The organism is Streptomyces sp. NPDC045470 (assembly GCF_040646595.1).
In the GTDB taxonomy this organism is placed as follows: domain Bacteria; phylum Actinomycetota; class Actinomycetes; order Streptomycetales; family Streptomycetaceae; genus Streptomyces.
In genome coordinates this window covers 101700-116483 of record NZ_JBEZAN010000001.1, presented here as the reverse complement: position 1 = coordinate 116483, position 14784 = coordinate 101700, and the positions used below count along the sequence as shown (strand labels likewise).

Here is a 14784-nt window from a genome sequence, read left to right as displayed (position 1 = left end):
CTTAGATGTGCTCCCGTAAAAGGTAAGCAGTGCTACGGCGAGCGGGGTGCTACGGCTTCAGGCGCAGCACCTGCGGGTCGTGGTCGCTCGACTGGTCCGCGTACTCCGCGTTGATGTGCACGATGTCGTAGTCCACGCGGCGCAGGTGGCGGCTGGTGAGCATGTGGTCCAGTACCTGTGAGTTGCCCTGATAGACGTAGCCGTAGCGCTCGCCGCGCGGCAGGCGGTCGACGAGGTCGGTGAGGACGCCGCCGGCGGTCAGGGCCTTGAGGGCGGGGGAGAACGGGAAGTCGTTGAGGTCGCCGGCCACCACGACATCGGCCCTCGGGTCCACGGCCAGGACGTCCTCGACGAAGCCGTGCACCGCCTCGGCCTGCTGGACGCGCTGGGTCTCCGACGTACGGGCCGGCGGCTGGAAGCGGCTGTCGAGGCCCTGGTCGCCGCCCTTGGAGTTGAAGTGGTTGGCGACGACGAAGACCGGGCGGCCCCGGAAGCAGAACTGGCCCACGAGCGGCTTGCGGCTGTTGGCCCAGGCCGTGTTGCCGGGGTCGATGCGGCCGGGCGAGGCGGTGAGGCGGGGCCTGCCGTGCGTCCCGGTCACCTGGACGGGGGTGGTGGCGTCGCCCCCGGCGACATCCGTGAACGAGACGCGGGCGGGGTTGAAGAGGAACGCGGTACGGATGTTGCCGCCGGGCTGGCCGCCGTCCTGGTTGTTCACCGGGTCGATCTGCCGCCACGCGTAAGAGGGGCCGCCGGCGGCCTTGACGGCGTCGGTGAGCTGCTTGAGGGTCGCGTCCGCCGAGACGGTTCCGTCGTTCGTCGGGCCGTTGTCGTCCTGCACCTCCTCCAGCGCCACGATGTCCGGTGCCGCCAGGTTCTTCACCAGCGCCTCGGCGAGCCGAGCGAACTTGGCGGGCGGTGTCTTCGGGGAGAGGTTCTCGACGTTGTACGTGGCCACGGCCAGCTCGTCGGCGCGCTGCTCGCGGGTGGTCTCGCGGGCCGGGCCGCGGTCGTCGAGCGTGCCCAGTTCGGTGGCGGCGATCCCGTACCCGCCGAAGTTGTCGTAGTCCAGCGGGCCCGCGGTGGTGCCGGTCAGCCGGTCGCCGGTGTCGGCGACCGGGAAGGGCCGCTGGGCGAAGGGGATGAGCGATGTGATCTTGATGCGGCCGGGGTTGGGGTCCTGGTACGAGCCGTACAGCGCGCCGCCGCGCACGGTGCGGCCGTGGCGGGGCTCGGCGGTCGCCCACAGCTCGTTGTGGGTGCTGGTGGGGCCGATGACGGAGGCGTCGGCGAGCGAGACCCGCATGCCCTCCAGGGACTCGTAGCGGTCCAGGGCGTACGCGTTCGGGCGCAGCGGCAGGTTCTCGATGCTCTTGCCGCCCGCGGACGGGGCGTATCGGTCCGGCACGGTGGAGGCGGTCAGTTCGACGGCCGCCGGGAGCGGGGTGCCGGCGGACGCCACGGTCCAGGTGGCGTCGGTGATCTCGGTGACGGACTGGAGGCCGGCCTGCTCACCGCCCGGGTAGTACTCGCTGACCGTGCCGGAGACCCGTACGGAATCGCCGACGGCGGCCTTCGGCGTCTGCTTGCCGGTGAAGACGAAGATCGCCTCGCTGGTGGCCGGGTCGCGGTCCGGCCGCGGGTCCTGCACCCAGAAGCCGCGGGCCGAGCCGAAGGCCCGTACCGCCGTGACCGTACCGGGCACGTCGGCGACCTGCCGGCCCGCGAACGGCGAGATCCGGGTCGTGCCCTGGACGTCGTGGATGCGGGTGACCGCGGCGGACGCGGTCTGCGGTACGGCGAGCAGCCCGCCGGTCAGCGCGGCGGCGACCAGCGCGGTCAGCGTGGCGGGCCTGCGCAGGGCGCGGCGGCGGGGCGTACGGCTCGTACGGATCGGTTCGTGCGGCGGTACGTGCGGTGGGGTGTGCGGCGGTATCTGCGCGGACACGGAGAGCCTCCGGAAGGCGGGCGAGGGGGTGGGGAACAGCGGATGAAAGGCGTGAACGCAGCGGAGCGGAAACGGTCCGGCAGCCTCTACGCGCGTCAATCTCTTGTGTGGCCACGGCAGTTGTCAAGGCTCGCCGGGTGTCCGGGAACGGAAACCAAGGTGAACCGCCCGAGTTGCACGGAATTCCGTCTACGCTGGGGCTTCGCACGAGCCGTAGTCCGCACGAGGAGCTGAGCCCGAGATGTCCGCAGACCGCCCCACCCTGCCGCCGGTGCGGCTGCACTCCGACGCGGAGCTGGCGCGGGACGCGCTGAGCGCACCGCTCTTCGCCCGTGCCGCGCGGCTGGCCCGCTGGGCCGAGGCCGGCGTCCCCGTCGGAGTCGGCGGCGAGCTCCTTGAGGAGCGGCTGGCCGATGCCGTCGACCACCTCGGTCTGGCCGGGGACGAGGACGGCGCCGGGTACGCCGCCGAAGCCTGGCAGCTCGCGGTCGACACCGGACTGGTGGAGATCGAGGAGACCGAGGACGCCGAGGAGAACGCGGAGACCGGGGAGAGCGCGGAGGACGGCGACGAGCTGCCCGAGGCCGCCACCGGCACCGCCGCTCCCGGCGAGGAACTGTCCCTGCTGACCTCCGGCAGCCCGCAGGACATCCTCGACATCTGGCTCGGCGGCATGGAGACCGTACTGGCCGACGCCGTGGCGCCCGACCTCTCCGACATCGCCGACCAGATCGCCGAGGGCGGCGAACTGGACCTGGACGCGATCGACTGGAACCCGGAGGAGGAGGCCGAGCTGCTGGACGGCATCCTCGGCAACCTCTACCTGCTCACCGCCCTCAACGAGGACCCCGCGCAGGCCGTACCGCTGCCCGCGCTGGCCGCCTCCATGATCGTCCCGGACGACATGGACGAGCCCACCGACGACATCCTCGAAGAGGTCTCCGAGGCGATGATGCGGCTCGACGACCAGTTCCGGGTGCTGCAGCCGATCGGCCTGGTCGACTACCAGCCGGTGGACGAGGCGCTCATCGAGGAGCTGGACGAGGACGGCGCCACGGTGCGGCCGGCCGAGCCCCTGGAGGACGAGGACGTCTCCCGGTACGGCATGGTCCGGCTCACCCCGCTCGGCGTCTACGCCGTACGCGCCCGGATGCTGGACGCGGGCGTCGACGCGCCGGCCGTCGGCGACCTCACCGACAAGGGCGCCGACGTCCTTCTGGACGCGCTGCCCGACTACCCGGAGCCCCTGGCGCAGGCCGAGTCCGAGCAGTGGCTCGCCGCCCGTACGCCCGTCGACGCCGCCCGTGACCTGCTCTCGGCCGCCCGCGGCGACGACGAGGACGGGCCGCGGCGCCGGCTGGCCTGCCAGCAGACGCTGTCGCTGGCCGGAGCGGAGGCCGAGCCCGCGCTGCGCGAGGTGCTCGACGACGGGCAGCTCGGCGGTCTGGCCCGGGTCTGGCTCGCCGAGCGCGGTGCGGCCGACATCCCCGAGCCGTCCCAGGACATGATCTTCTGGCTGACCGTGGACACCATCGCGGCACAGCTCGGCGCGGCCGAGGCCGACGAGGAGAGCGCGGCCGAGCTGCGCGGCCTCGTCGAGGGCGTGGTAGGTCAGCACAACGGCTTCTTCGACGCCGCCTGGCGGGTGGACCACCCGGCGACGTCCGACGTCCTGGAAGCCATGGGCCGCCTCCACCCGGACAAGAAGACCGCCAAGGAGGCCCGCAAGGCCGCGTTCAAGGCGCGGTCCCGGCAGGGGGGCTGAGCGTTCGCTCCTTCGTGGCAGGGGGCGAGCTTCCTGGCAGGGGGGCTGAGCGTCCGCGGCTTCCTGGCAGGAGGGGCCTCCCGGCTCCACGTGACGACCGGCGGGCGGCCGGAGCATTTCGGTGCTCCGGCCGCCCGCCGGCGTCTTCCGCGGCGGTGCGCCGTCAGCACACCAGTTGGGTCACGCAGTTGAACGTGGTGGACTGGCCGTTGAAGCCGTAGGTGCCGCGGTAGGACAGCGGGACCTGGAACTGGCCGATGATGGTGACGGTCGTGGCGCAGTTGCCGCCGGTCCCCGGACGCTTGGCGTCGATCCGCAGCGAGCTGCCGATCGAGCCGCCGGTGATGTCCCACGGGGCGCCGCAGATGCCGGAGGTGATCCGGCCGCCCGTGACGGCGTTGGTGTTCGGGTTGTAGTTGATCTCCATGTCGAAGGTGAGCGCCTGGTTGTGGAGCGCCATCTTCTGGGTGACCTGGAGGGCTTCGGCCGAGACCTCGCGCTGTACGGCGAACGCCTCGTCGCGGGTCTTGACCTCGGACCCCTGGGCGTTGACGAACTGGTGCTCGCGGCCCGGACCCTTCCTCTTCTGCGCTGCGCTGGACATGGCTCTCCCTCGGGCTCGATGGGTCAGGCCAGCTGCTCGGCGATCTCGACGCGCAGCAGCGTGCGGACGGTCTCGATGTGGTTGACGACGGTGACCGTCGACGAGCCCGCGAAGAGCAGTCCGACCGCGACGTTGTCGAGCGAGGTGACCAGCGAACCGGAGTCGCCGCCCGCCGAGATGTTCGTGGTCATGATCTGGTCCTTGAAGCGCGCCGTGCCGGCCGTGCCGTAGTTGACGTCGACCGTGGCGTCGGTGGAGACGATCCGTCCGAAGCTGATGTTGGTGGTCCGGCCGGTCTTCTTGACCAGGTCGCCCACCGCGACCGACGACTTGCGGCGCCACGCGCGCGGCGCGCCGCTGAAGTACTGCTGCCGGGTGGCGTCCTCGAACTCGATCTTCGCGAGGGCCGCGTCCACCACGTTGTTGTGCTGCGTCAGCGGGATCTGCGGGGCGAACTGGATCGAGATGAAACGGTCCAGCGTGCCGATCCGGTCCGCCGGGTCCGTACCTCCGTCGAACTTGCCCGGCTGGAGCACCGAGCTGCCCAGCGGCGCCCGGTTGGAGTCCGCCAGCACGTGGTTGTTGCTGAGGATGTAGAACTTGCCGGGTACGCCGAGACCGGGCGCCGGCGGGTTGGTCTGGGCGCCGGGCAGGAAGTCGTACACCACGCTGCCCAGCGTGCCCGCGGTGACCTGCACGTTGCCGACGGAGAAGCCGGCCGGGCAGGGGCGCATCCGGCGCTTGAGGAGCTGCGGCTCCAGGGCGCTGCCGAGCTGGCTCAGCTCTTCGAGCAGCGGCTGGGTGAGCGCGCCCATCCGGCCGCCGTTGCTGCCGAGGCCCTGCTCCTGCGCCATCGACCGGCCCTGACCGCTCGGTACGCGCTGCTGGGCCTGCGCGGAGATGTGGCCGACGGCCAGGACGTCGGTCGGGGTGCCGTCGTCCATCTCCCGGGGGATCACGTCCCGTTCGGGGAGCATCGACTCCGGGACCTTCTGCGTGACGAAGACCAGGACGGCTTCCTCGCCCGTGGGCTCGCCGTTGGTCCACTTCACCCCGTGCCCGAAGCCGACGACGTTCGCGGTCGGGTTCTGCGGGTGCATGAAGTCGGAAAGTGCCTGTTGGCGGGAGGTGTCGCTGACCTGACCTCCGGTGGGTCCACGCATCATCTCGGGCTGGTTCACACCAGACCACCTCTTCCCCGGTGGGCGTCCCGCGCGGCTCTCAGCCGTGCGCCCGGTGCCGTACGGACGGGCCGTACGGGCGGGAGCCCTCCTACGGGCGGGAGTGCTCCTGCGGACGGGTGGCTACGGCTGCGGGGCGGGACCGCGTTCGCTTCACGAGCCCGGGCCGTGCACGGCGGCGGGCTCTCAGGGGAGGGCGGGAACCCGGCACGGACTGCTCCCCGGGCAGCTCCGTGCAGCCGCGGATTCTCCGCTCTCCCTACGGGTGATGCAGGTAGGGACTGTCTATTGCCGGGCCGGTCGGCGGTCAAGGAGGTACGCGATAAATCTTGCGCTTGCTGCGCAGATGCCGTTGATGACCTTGTTTGCCATGGTTTTCCGGGCTGTGGAGGAACGCTTCCGGACATCGCGGCGTCGTGTCGGGTTCAACCGGTGTTCGCCGGGGCGCGCGAGGGTGTGCGGCGCAGGGACCGAGCACACCGAACCGGCCGTCCAGGAGATGACCATGCCGCTCACCCGCAGGGACTTCGCCAAGCGCTCCGCCGCAGGCGCGGGCGTCGCACTGACCGGCAGCGTGGGCGTCCTGGCCACGGCGCCCGGCGCCATCGGGCAGCAGGTCCCGGAACAGGGGCTCACGGAGGCGGACGGGCCCGCCCCGGCCGCCGGCGCGCACGGGCGCACACCGGGGTACGGGCCGCTGGTCCCCGACCCGGCGGGCATTCTGGCGCTGCCCGCCGGATTCTCGTACCGGATCATCACCCGGACCGGTGTCACCACCCTGGAGACCGGCGAGCCCACCCCCTCCCACCACGACGGCACCGCCGCCTTCCGGGGCCCGCGCGGCACCACCCTGCTCGTCAACAACCACGAGCTGAAGGGGCCGCGTGCGCAGTGGCCGCACCCCGTGCCGCTCGCCGAGGGCCTGGTCTACGACCCGGCGGCGGCCGGCGGCTGCACCGTCGTGGAGATCTCCCGGGACGGTACGCACGTCTCCGAACGGGTCGGCATCGCCGGCACCTCCACCAACTGCGCCGGCGGACGCACCCCCTGGGGAACTTGGCTGACCTGCGAGGAGACCGAGGACAAGGCTGGCCGGAACGGCATGACCAAGGACCACGGCTACGTCTTCGAAGTCGACCCGCACGACCTCCGCGCCGCCCGCGAACCCCGCCCCCTCAAGGCCCTGGGCCGCTACGCCCACGAAGCCGTGGTCGTCGACCCGGACCGAGGACACCTCTACCTCACCGAGGACGCCGACCGCCCCAACGGCCTCTTCTACCGCTGGACCCCGCCGCACGGCTTCCAGCACGGCCGCGGGCGGCTCCGCACACTCGCCGACGACGCGGGGGTCCTGGCCGCGCCGCGCTGCTACGACTCCGGCGGCCGGTTCGTCGACGACCTCTCCCGCGCCACGAGGACCGGCACGGTCTACGGCGTCGACTGGATCGAGGTCCCCGACCGCGACGCCCGCCACACCCCCGTACGCAAGCAGTTCACCGACGGGATGATCACCCGCGCCCGCAAGCTGGAAGGCATGTGGTGGGCCGACGGCGGCGCGTACGTCGTCTCCTCGTACGCCCGCGCGGAGAGCCCGGTCCGCCACGACGGCCAGGTCTGGTTCTACGACCCGCGCCGCCGCACCCTGACCCTGAAGGTACGGCTCGGCGTCAACCCCGACCCCGGCCGGGACGGCGCCTTCGACGGTCCCGACAACATCACCGTCTCCCCGTACGGCGGCCTGATCATCGCCGAGGACGGCGAGGGCGTCCAGCACCTCTTCGGCGCCACGGACGACGGCCGTACGTACCCGATCGCCCGCAACGACCTCAACATCGGCACCGCCGACGACCCCGAGTACAGCGAATTCACCGGCCCGGTCTTCTCCCCGGACGGCCGCACCCTCTTCGCCAACATCCAGGAACCGGGGATCATGCTGGCGATCACGGGGCCGTGGCGGCGGCAGCGGTGACCGCTGCACGGCCGGGGTTCCTGAGGCGGCGTACCTGGCGTGCCCCTCCAGGAATCCCGGCCGGAACGCGCACGTTGTACCGAGGGTGAGCACGCGGACGAGCACGACGACCCAGGCACCCGAGAAGGAGGCGGCCGGGACCGCGGACGCGCCCGCCGGCCGCCTCCGGACCACCCCCTTCTCCCTCCTCGACCGCTCCCGCACCCGCCTCGGCCACCCGGAGGCCGAGGCGCTCCGCGACACGGTGGCCCTCGCGCAGCACGCCGAAGCGCTCGGCTACCACCGCTTCTGGGTCTCCGAACACCACAGCGTGCCGGGCGTCGCCGGGTCCGCGCCGACCGTGCTCGCCGCCGCGGTGGCCTCCGCGACCTCCCGTATCCGGGTCGGGACGGGCGGCGTCATGCTCCCCAACCACCGCCCGCTGGTCGTCGCCGAACAGTTCGGCGTCCTCGCGTCCCTCTTCCCCGGCCGCATCGACATGGGCCTCGGCCGGTCCGTCGGCTTCACCGACGGCATCCGCCGCGCCCTCGGCTCCGACAAGGACGCCGCCGACTCCTTCGCCTCCCAACTCGCCGAACTGACCGCCTACTTCACCGACGGCCCGCGCCCTCACCCCCAGGTGCACGCCCGCCCGGCGGAGGGTCTGCACGTCCCCGCCTTCGTCCTGGCCACCGGCGCGGGCGCGGACATCGCCGCCCGCGCCGGACTGGCCCTGGTCATCGGCGACCTGCGCGGCCGCGACGCGATGCGCGAAGCCGTCGACCGCTACCGCGCCGCCTTCGAGCCCTCCCCGCTCTGGCCCCGCCCGTACGTCATCGTCTCCGGCACGGTCGCCGTGGCCGAAACCCGCGAACAGGCCCGCGACCTCCTCCTCCCCGAAGCCTGGTCGATGGCCTACTCCCGCACCCATGGCGTCTTCCCACCCCTGGAACCGGCCGAGTCGATCGCCGCCCGCGAACCGTCCATGCCGCCAAGACAACGCGACCTGTACGAATCCGCCCTGACCGGCCACATCCACGGCACGGAGCCCGAAGTCGCCGCCCAACTCGACACCCTCCTCACCGAGACCGCCGCCGACGAATTCCTGGTGACGACCAGTACGTACGACCGGGCGGGGTTGGTGGAGTCGTATGAGCGGCTGGGGCGGGTGGTGGGGCTGGAGGGAGCGGGGCGGCCGGATCGGGCAGAGGTGTGAGAAGGCGCCGCGTCATCCAGGGGAGGACACATGATCGAAGCGGTCGTGTTCGACATCGGGGGGACTCTCGTCAGTGACGAGCGGTACTGGGGTGACCGGGCGGATCGGCTGAACGTGCCCCGTCACATGCTGTCCGGGCTCGTCGGGGCTGTGGTCGCCCAGGGAAGGGACAGCGCGGACGCCATCCGCCTGCTGAGGCCCGGCGTCGACGTCGGAGCCGAGTACCGTGCACGTGGAGCGGCCGGACGGGGCCAGCGCCTGGACGAATCGGAACTGTACCCGGACGCACGTCCGGCGCTCCGTGCGCTGCGCGCGGCCGGAATCCGGGTCCTGATCGCGGGAAACCGGACGGTCCGCGCCGGTGAACTGATGCGTGACCTGGGGCTGCCCGCCGACGCCGTCACGACATCGGGAGACTGGGGAGTGGCCAAGCCGCATCCGGACTTCTTCCGGAGGGTCGTCGCGTTCGCCGGGGCCACCCCGGAGCGCATCGTGTACGTCGGCGACAACCCGGCCAACGACATCGCGCCCGCGCTTGCCGCAGGGCTGCGGACCGTACACGTACGGCGTGGCGTGCACGGATATCTGTGGGCCGACAGCCAGGAAACGGAACGGGCCGACTGGCGCATCGACAGTCTGGCCGAGCTGCCGGCGCTCCTCGCACCGTGAGCCGGCCGCAGCGGCCCAGGCGTGAAACGCCTTACGGCCGGCTTCCGGCCAACTCCTCGACCATGTCCAACGTCAGGCGCCACGGATAGCTGTCCACCTGCTCACCACCGGTCCCGGGAGAGTGGGGCTCCCACGCGCCGGGGCCGTACAGCACATGAACCCCCAGGTCCCGCAGTGTCCGCACCGAGCGCCGGGTGGCCGGGTGCGCGTCCAGCGCCGTGGACCAGAACGGCAGCGCGACCACCGGCAGCCCGAGTCCGACCGCTTCGGTGAGCAGGCCGAGGGCGTACGTGTCGGCGATGCCCGCGGCCCATTTGTTCACGGAGTTCATCGTCATGGGTGCGACGATCACCGCATCGGGCGGCGGATTGCGCTTCGCCTCGCCCGCCCGGCGCCAGACACTCCGTACGGGGCGGCCGGAGGCGGACTCGACGGCGGGAACGTCGAGGAACCCACCTGCTTCGGCCGCGGGCGTGGCGATCACGCACACCTCCCACCCGTCGGCCACGGCGGCCTCGACCAGGCGGACGAGGCGTGTGGCGGGTCCGGCTGCACAGGCGATGAGGTAGAGCACTCGCGGTGTGGTCATGCCGGCACCTGCGCCCAGTGGGCCAGCGCACGAAGCAGGGGCACGCGCCCGGCGCAGTCACGTTGCAGCAGTTCCCCGATCAGTTCCCGCGTCACGGTACGGGACCGTACCTCCTCCGGCGCGGCCTTCTCCGCAGCCAGCAGCGCACGGACCGCTGCTTCCGTACGGCCGCAGGCGTGCAGCGCGCGTGCTACGTCCGACCAGTACGTCGCTCGCCTCTCGGCCACCACGAGCTGCGCGGGGACGACGGTCCGCGCCGCTTGCAGGGCGTGGCCTGCGTCGCCGAGTGCGAGCGCGATCGACAGACGGTGCAGTGCCACGTTGCCGGCTCCGAACGCGGTCCACTGGCGATTTGTCGCTTCTTGCAGCAACGCGGCGGTACGTTCGGCTTCGTCGAGCAACTCCGCTGCCGCGTCCCGGTCCTCGCCCAGCGCGGCGGCCCACGCCCCGCGCAACAGCAGCGCGCCGAAGACCGCGACGCTGTCGGGCGCTGACCTGTTCACCTGCCCACCGAGACGGTCGACACCTGTTATCGCCATGCGCACCGCCTGCCGACGATGGCCGACGGTGGCGATGGCATGGGTCAGAATCCGGTAGGCCGCGCCGATCGCTGACGGGTTCTCGGTCCGCCGGGCCGCTGCTGCCGCCTTTTCGGCGGCGATCCAGGCCGATGCCGCGTCGTCGTACTTGAGGAGCAGGGTTGCTGCCACGTGGTAGGCGTGGACAGCAAGCAGGTCCAGGGCCCGCTGTTCGAGCAGCGCGGTCCCGGGGTGCTCGAACCGGATCAGGAGAGCGGGCAACTGCTGTGCGAGCCGCGCGTAGCCACATGCCTGAACGAGTCGCTTGGCTTCCGTGAGGTCCCGGCGCAGCGACTCGGCGGTGCCCGGTTCCTGCTCGCACACCGTGCCGGTGAGAACGTCGCGGATGCCGTCCAGCGGATCGGAGCCGGGGACGGGCAGCACATCGCCGGGACCGGTGGGGATCGTTGCCGAGCCGACCACGGCAAGAGAGTGGGACACGAAGGTCCGACGCCGCATGGCGCCTTCGTCCCGGGACGGAGCGGACGCGCCATGCGCTTCCGGAGGCAGCGGCCGGACGCGGCGCCGGAAACCGAGGGCTTCGGGCGGGCGTCCGAAGAGAGCTGTGAGCACGGTCCGGGCCGTGGGGTGGGGCCATCCCGGGGCCGGGGATTCCCAGCGCCGTACTTGGCGCACCGTCACCGTCGCGTCGATGCCCAGCTCGAACGCCTTGTCCTGGAAGGCGATGACGAAATCGTCCTGAGTGTGCAGGCCCGCACGGATACGGGCGCTGACAAGAAGCGGATTCCCCGGGGGGCCTGGCATGGCGAACCTCCGTGCTGCGTCTCGGCCCAGCGTAAGGGTGCGGAGAACTGGCCAGGATGCGAATGTCCTGGCCGATGTCCTCAAGGGTTGCCTCCTGCGCTGCCTCGTCCGAGAGCGCTGGACCCGGTGTTCTTGGCCGCATGACGATTTCCGCGAAGAGCAGCGCACCCGTCTCCCTGCCCGACTGGATTCCCCGTGGAGCGGGGCTGCGTGTGGTGCGTGACGTGGCCGCGCTCGGGGTGGATGTGGTGTGGCTGGGACGGCCGGCCGGGGAGCGGGTCCTGAGCCGGCTGGGTGGCCGGTCCGGGGCCGTCATCGAGGATCACCGGCGTCCGGCCGGGACGTGCTGGATGGTGCCCGCCGGGACGGCCGGTGGCGTTCGGCTGCCCCCGTGGGAGGACGCGAGCATGGGGGCGGCTCTGTTTGTGCCGGGGCTGGAGATGTGCAGCGAGCTGCTGGGGTGGCGGATGCGGCCGGAGGTTGGTGCGTCGGTCACGAGTCCGGTGGCGCTGCGGGCGGCGGTCATCGCGGTGGGGGCCGGGCGGTGATCGGGTGTGCGGACTGCGGCGCCGTACGGGACGTGATCGTGATTGGGACGGTGCACACCGCCAACGGGGGCGGCGCCGATATCGGGAGGTGTGCGGGGTGCGAGGAGAAGCGGGCGCGACGGCGCAGGGGCGGCAACCGGGTGAAGGGTGCCGCCCCTGACGCGGTCAGAGCGCCGCGCCCCCCGGCTTGACCATGCCGCGGACCGTGCGGGAGTCGACGAATTCGCCCAGGGCGGTCATTTCCCATTCGCCGGAGAACTGGCGGATGAGTTTGGCCATCATGACGCCGGTGCGCGGTTCGGAGTGGGTCAGGTCGAAGCGGACCAGTTCTTCGCCGGTCTGGGCGTCGAGCAGGCGGCAGTAGGCCTTGGCGACGTCGGAGAACTTCTGGCCGGAGAAGGAGTTGACCGTGAAGACCAGGCCGGTGACCTGCGGGGGGATGCCGCCGAGGTGGACGGTGATGGCCTCGTCGTCGCCCGCGCCCTCGCCGGTGAGGTTGTCGCCGGAGTGCTGGATGGCGCCGTTGAGGATCTGGAGCTTGCCGAAGAAGCAGTTGTCGACCTTCTTGCGGTCCGGGCCGTAGGCGATCACGGACGCGTCCAGGTCGATGTCCTTGCCGCGGTAGGCGGGCTCCCAGCCGAGGCCCATGCGGACGGAGGACAGCAGCGGCTGGCCGCCCTTGACCAGGGAGACGGTCTGGTTCTTCTGGAGATTGACGCGGCCCTTGTCGAGGTTGATCTTGCCGGCGCCGGGCGCGGGAGCGGCGGGGGGAGCGGGGGCGGCTGCCGCGGGGGGCGGAGCCATGGGGGCCGGGGCGCCGGTGGGCGGGCCCCACTGGGCGGCAGGAGGGGGCGTGGGGGCGGCGGGAGGCGCGGCCGGAGGAGCCTGCGGGGCCGCCGGCATGGCCGGTTCCTCGACGGAGACGCCGAAGTCCGTGGCGATGCCGGCCAGGCCGTTCGCGTAGCCCTGGCCGACGGCGCGGACCTTCCAGGCGCCGTTGCGCCGGTAGATCTCGACGACGACGAGGGCGGTCTCCGCGCCGAGCTGGGGCGGGGTGAAGGAGGCGATGACGCTGCCGTCGGCGGCGTTGCGGACCGTGCCGGTCGGTTCGGTGCCGGCGAAGGTGGCGCCGGGCGCGTCCAGGCTGGCGGTCACGACGATCTTCTCGATGCCGGCGGGCACCGCCGCGGTGTCCACCGTGATCGTGTCGCCCGCGCCGCCCGCGCCGGACGTGTGGGTCACGCCCGGGCCGGCCGGCTGGTTGTAGAACACGAAGTCGTCGTCGGAACGCACCTTGCCGTCGGCGGTGAGCAGCAGGCCCGACACATCGAGCCGCACGGGCGCGGTGACGTCCACCGCCACCCGCGAGGCGGTGAGCGGGAGGTTCGAGCCAGGAGTCATAGCGGTCATGCCGGGGATAACGAGTGGCCTTCCTTTGCGGTTCCATTACCGAGGGCCGGACAGGGCCGGTGCCCCGTCCGGGGTCAGCGGCGTTCGCGGCTGTTGCCGAACAGCAGGCGGTAGGCGATGAGGAGCACCAGGGAACCGGCGATGGCGGCGATCCACATCGACGGCTCGAAGAAGTCCTTCGGGATCGGCTTGTCCAGGAACTTCGTGGAGAGCCAGCCGCCTATGAAGGAGCCGACGATGCCGATGAGGGTGGTGCCGACGAGTCCGCCCGGGTCCCGTCCGGGCAGCAGGACCTTGGCGATGACGCCTGCGATCAGTCCCAGTACGAGCCAGCTGACGATACCCATGGTGCGTTCCTCGTTTCCTGCGCGGTTGCGCAACTGATTGATACGTAGACAAGGACGCCGGGAGGGCGGGGCGGGTTGCGTCGGCGGCTGTCGGGCCGTGGCGCGGGTGTCTCCGTGAGGCGACGGGCCCTCGGTACGGCCAGAGGCTCTCAGTACGGCCAGAGGGGCGGGTTCACGCAGAAGGAGCCGCCCAGGTGGGTGTGTTCGGGGTCGGCGGGGTCGAGGGCGCCGTGCGCGGCGAGGAGTTCGGCCGCGTACGGTTCGGAGTCGTCCTGCGGCGCGTAGCCGAGCGAGCGGGCCGTGGTCAGGTCCCACCAGAGGCGGGTGTTGGCGGAGGAGCCGTAGACCACGGTGTGGCCGACGCCCTCGGCGGTGAGCGCGGCGTGCAGCAGGCGGGCGCAGTCGGGCGGGCTCAGCCAGATCGACAGCATGCGGACGGTGGTGGGCCGCGGGAAGCAGGAGCCGATGCGGACGGAGACCGTCTCGATGCCGTGCAGGTCCCAGTAGAGGGAGGCGAGGTCCTCCCCGAAGCCCTTGGAGAGGCCGTAGTACGTGTCGGGGCGGCGCGGGGTGTCCACCGGGATCGCGCCGGAGCCGTCGGCGGGGCGCGGGGTGAAGCCGACGGCGTGGTTGGAGGAGGCGAAGACGACGCGGCGGACGCCTTCCTCGCGCGCCGCCTCGTAGAGATGGTAGGTGCCTTCGATGTTGGCGCGCAGGATCTTCTCGAAGGGGGCTTCGAGGGAGATCCCGGCGAGGTGGACGATCGCGTCCACGCCGCGTACGGCCGCGCGGAGGGCTTCCTTGTCGGCCAGGTCGGCGGTGACGGCGTCCGGCGCGTCGTCGATGGTCCGCCGGTCGAGGGGCCGGAGCCGGTAGCCGTACGGGGGCAGCAGCTCGCGCATCAGGGTGCCGAGGCCGCCGGCGGCGCCGGTGAGCAGGACGGTGCGGGGTGCGGGCATGGGGCTCCTCCGGGCGGGCTCGGGCGTACGTACGGCTTCATCCGCGGACAGCGTTCAGGTAAGTGGACGATCGCAGTCACCATAGGAAGGCGCGCCGGACCGGGGCAAGGTGCTCGGCGGGACGGGCAAGTGCGGTGGCGGGGGAGGGATTTCGGGGGGCGACGCGGCCGATTCGGGGCCTTGACCGGTCCTGGAGCGCTGCCCTAGCGTGAACGCGTTCATGAATGTGGACACCAGTCAGGGACGTGCATGTGCAG

Annotated in this window: 13 protein-coding genes; 5 read left to right on the top strand and 8 right to left on the bottom strand. The window is 71.9% G+C overall.

Annotation, left to right across the window (positions count from 1 at the left end; all coding sequences use genetic code 11):
- Positions 1 to 49: 49 nt before the first annotated feature.
- Entirely contained in the window at positions 50 to 1819 is a 1770-nt protein-coding gene (locus AB0A97_RS00555) for an endonuclease/exonuclease/phosphatase family protein (RefSeq protein ID WP_361145104.1), read from the bottom strand.
- 370 nt (positions 1820 to 2189) lie between these two features.
- Here AB0A97_RS00555 and AB0A97_RS00550 point away from each other — a divergent pair, with 370 nt between their 5' ends.
- Positions 2190 to 3713 (top strand): hypothetical protein, encoded by a 1524-nt coding sequence (locus AB0A97_RS00550; RefSeq protein WP_361142432.1) that lies wholly within the window; start codon positions 2190 to 2192, stop codon positions 3711 to 3713.
- A 163-nt stretch (positions 3714 to 3876) separates the two neighbouring features.
- On the opposite strand, the gene AB0A97_RS00545 is transcribed toward AB0A97_RS00550, so the two are convergent.
- A complete protein-coding gene (locus AB0A97_RS00545; protein WP_361142429.1) occupies positions 3877 to 4317 on the bottom strand; it encodes a hypothetical protein in 441 nt (146 codons plus the stop codon).
- Positions 4318 to 4340: 23 nt separating this feature from the next.
- Positions 4341 to 5498, bottom strand: a complete 1158-nt coding sequence (locus AB0A97_RS00540; protein WP_361142427.1) for a hypothetical protein — start codon at positions 5496 to 5498, stop codon at positions 4341 to 4343.
- 505 nt (positions 5499 to 6003) lie between these two features.
- Between AB0A97_RS00540 and AB0A97_RS00535 the strand changes: the two genes are divergently transcribed.
- From AB0A97_RS00535 to AB0A97_RS00525, 3 genes are all read left to right on the top strand, one after another.
- Positions 6004 to 7467 (top strand): alkaline phosphatase PhoX, encoded by a 1464-nt coding sequence (locus AB0A97_RS00535; RefSeq protein ID WP_361142425.1) that lies wholly within the window; start codon positions 6004 to 6006, stop codon positions 7465 to 7467.
- A gap of 85 nt (positions 7468 to 7552) precedes the next feature.
- On the top strand, positions 7553 to 8662 hold the full coding sequence (locus tag AB0A97_RS00530) for an LLM class flavin-dependent oxidoreductase (protein WP_361142422.1): 1110 nt from the start codon (positions 7553 to 7555) through the stop codon (positions 8660 to 8662).
- Between the two features lie 30 nt (positions 8663 to 8692).
- The gene (locus AB0A97_RS00525; protein ID WP_361142419.1) at positions 8693 to 9331 is read left to right on the top strand and encodes an HAD family hydrolase; all 639 of its coding nucleotides are present in this window, start codon (positions 8693 to 8695) and stop codon (positions 9329 to 9331) included.
- Between the two features lie 31 nt (positions 9332 to 9362).
- Here AB0A97_RS00525 and AB0A97_RS00520 read toward each other — a convergent pair whose 3' ends face one another.
- Together AB0A97_RS00520 and AB0A97_RS00515 are read right to left on the bottom strand one after the other, a co-directional pair.
- Positions 9363 to 9920: a flavoprotein gene (locus tag AB0A97_RS00520; RefSeq protein ID WP_361142417.1), complete on the bottom strand. Its 558-nt coding sequence runs from the start codon at positions 9918 to 9920 to the stop codon at positions 9363 to 9365.
- On the bottom strand, positions 9917 to 11263 hold the full coding sequence (locus AB0A97_RS00515) for a hypothetical protein (protein WP_361142414.1): 1347 nt from the start codon (positions 11261 to 11263) through the stop codon (positions 9917 to 9919). The genes AB0A97_RS00520 and AB0A97_RS00515 overlap by 4 nt, the downstream gene beginning before the upstream one ends.
- A 140-nt stretch (positions 11264 to 11403) precedes the next feature.
- Here AB0A97_RS00515 and AB0A97_RS00510 point away from each other — a divergent pair, with 140 nt between their 5' ends.
- Positions 11404 to 11811 carry a hypothetical protein gene (locus AB0A97_RS00510; RefSeq protein WP_361142411.1) on the top strand — a complete coding sequence of 136 codons (408 nt, stop codon included), beginning with the start codon at positions 11404 to 11406 and terminating at the stop codon, positions 11809 to 11811.
- 165 nt (positions 11812 to 11976) lie between these two features.
- Here AB0A97_RS00510 and AB0A97_RS00505 read toward each other — a convergent pair whose 3' ends face one another.
- The 3 genes from AB0A97_RS00505 to AB0A97_RS00495 form a co-directional block, all read right to left on the bottom strand.
- A complete protein-coding gene (locus AB0A97_RS00505; RefSeq protein ID WP_361145101.1) occupies positions 11977 to 13212 on the bottom strand; it encodes a TerD family protein in 1236 nt (411 codons plus the stop codon).
- A gap of 83 nt (positions 13213 to 13295) precedes the next feature.
- Positions 13296 to 13568, bottom strand: coding sequence for a GlsB/YeaQ/YmgE family stress response membrane protein (locus tag AB0A97_RS00500; protein WP_030021300.1), 273 nt, complete (start codon positions 13566 to 13568; stop codon positions 13296 to 13298).
- A 149-nt stretch (positions 13569 to 13717) separates the two neighbouring features.
- A complete protein-coding gene (locus AB0A97_RS00495) occupies positions 13718 to 14527 on the bottom strand; it encodes an NAD(P)-dependent oxidoreductase (RefSeq protein ID WP_361142407.1) in 810 nt (269 codons plus the stop codon).
- Positions 14528 to 14784: the final 257 nt, after the last annotated feature.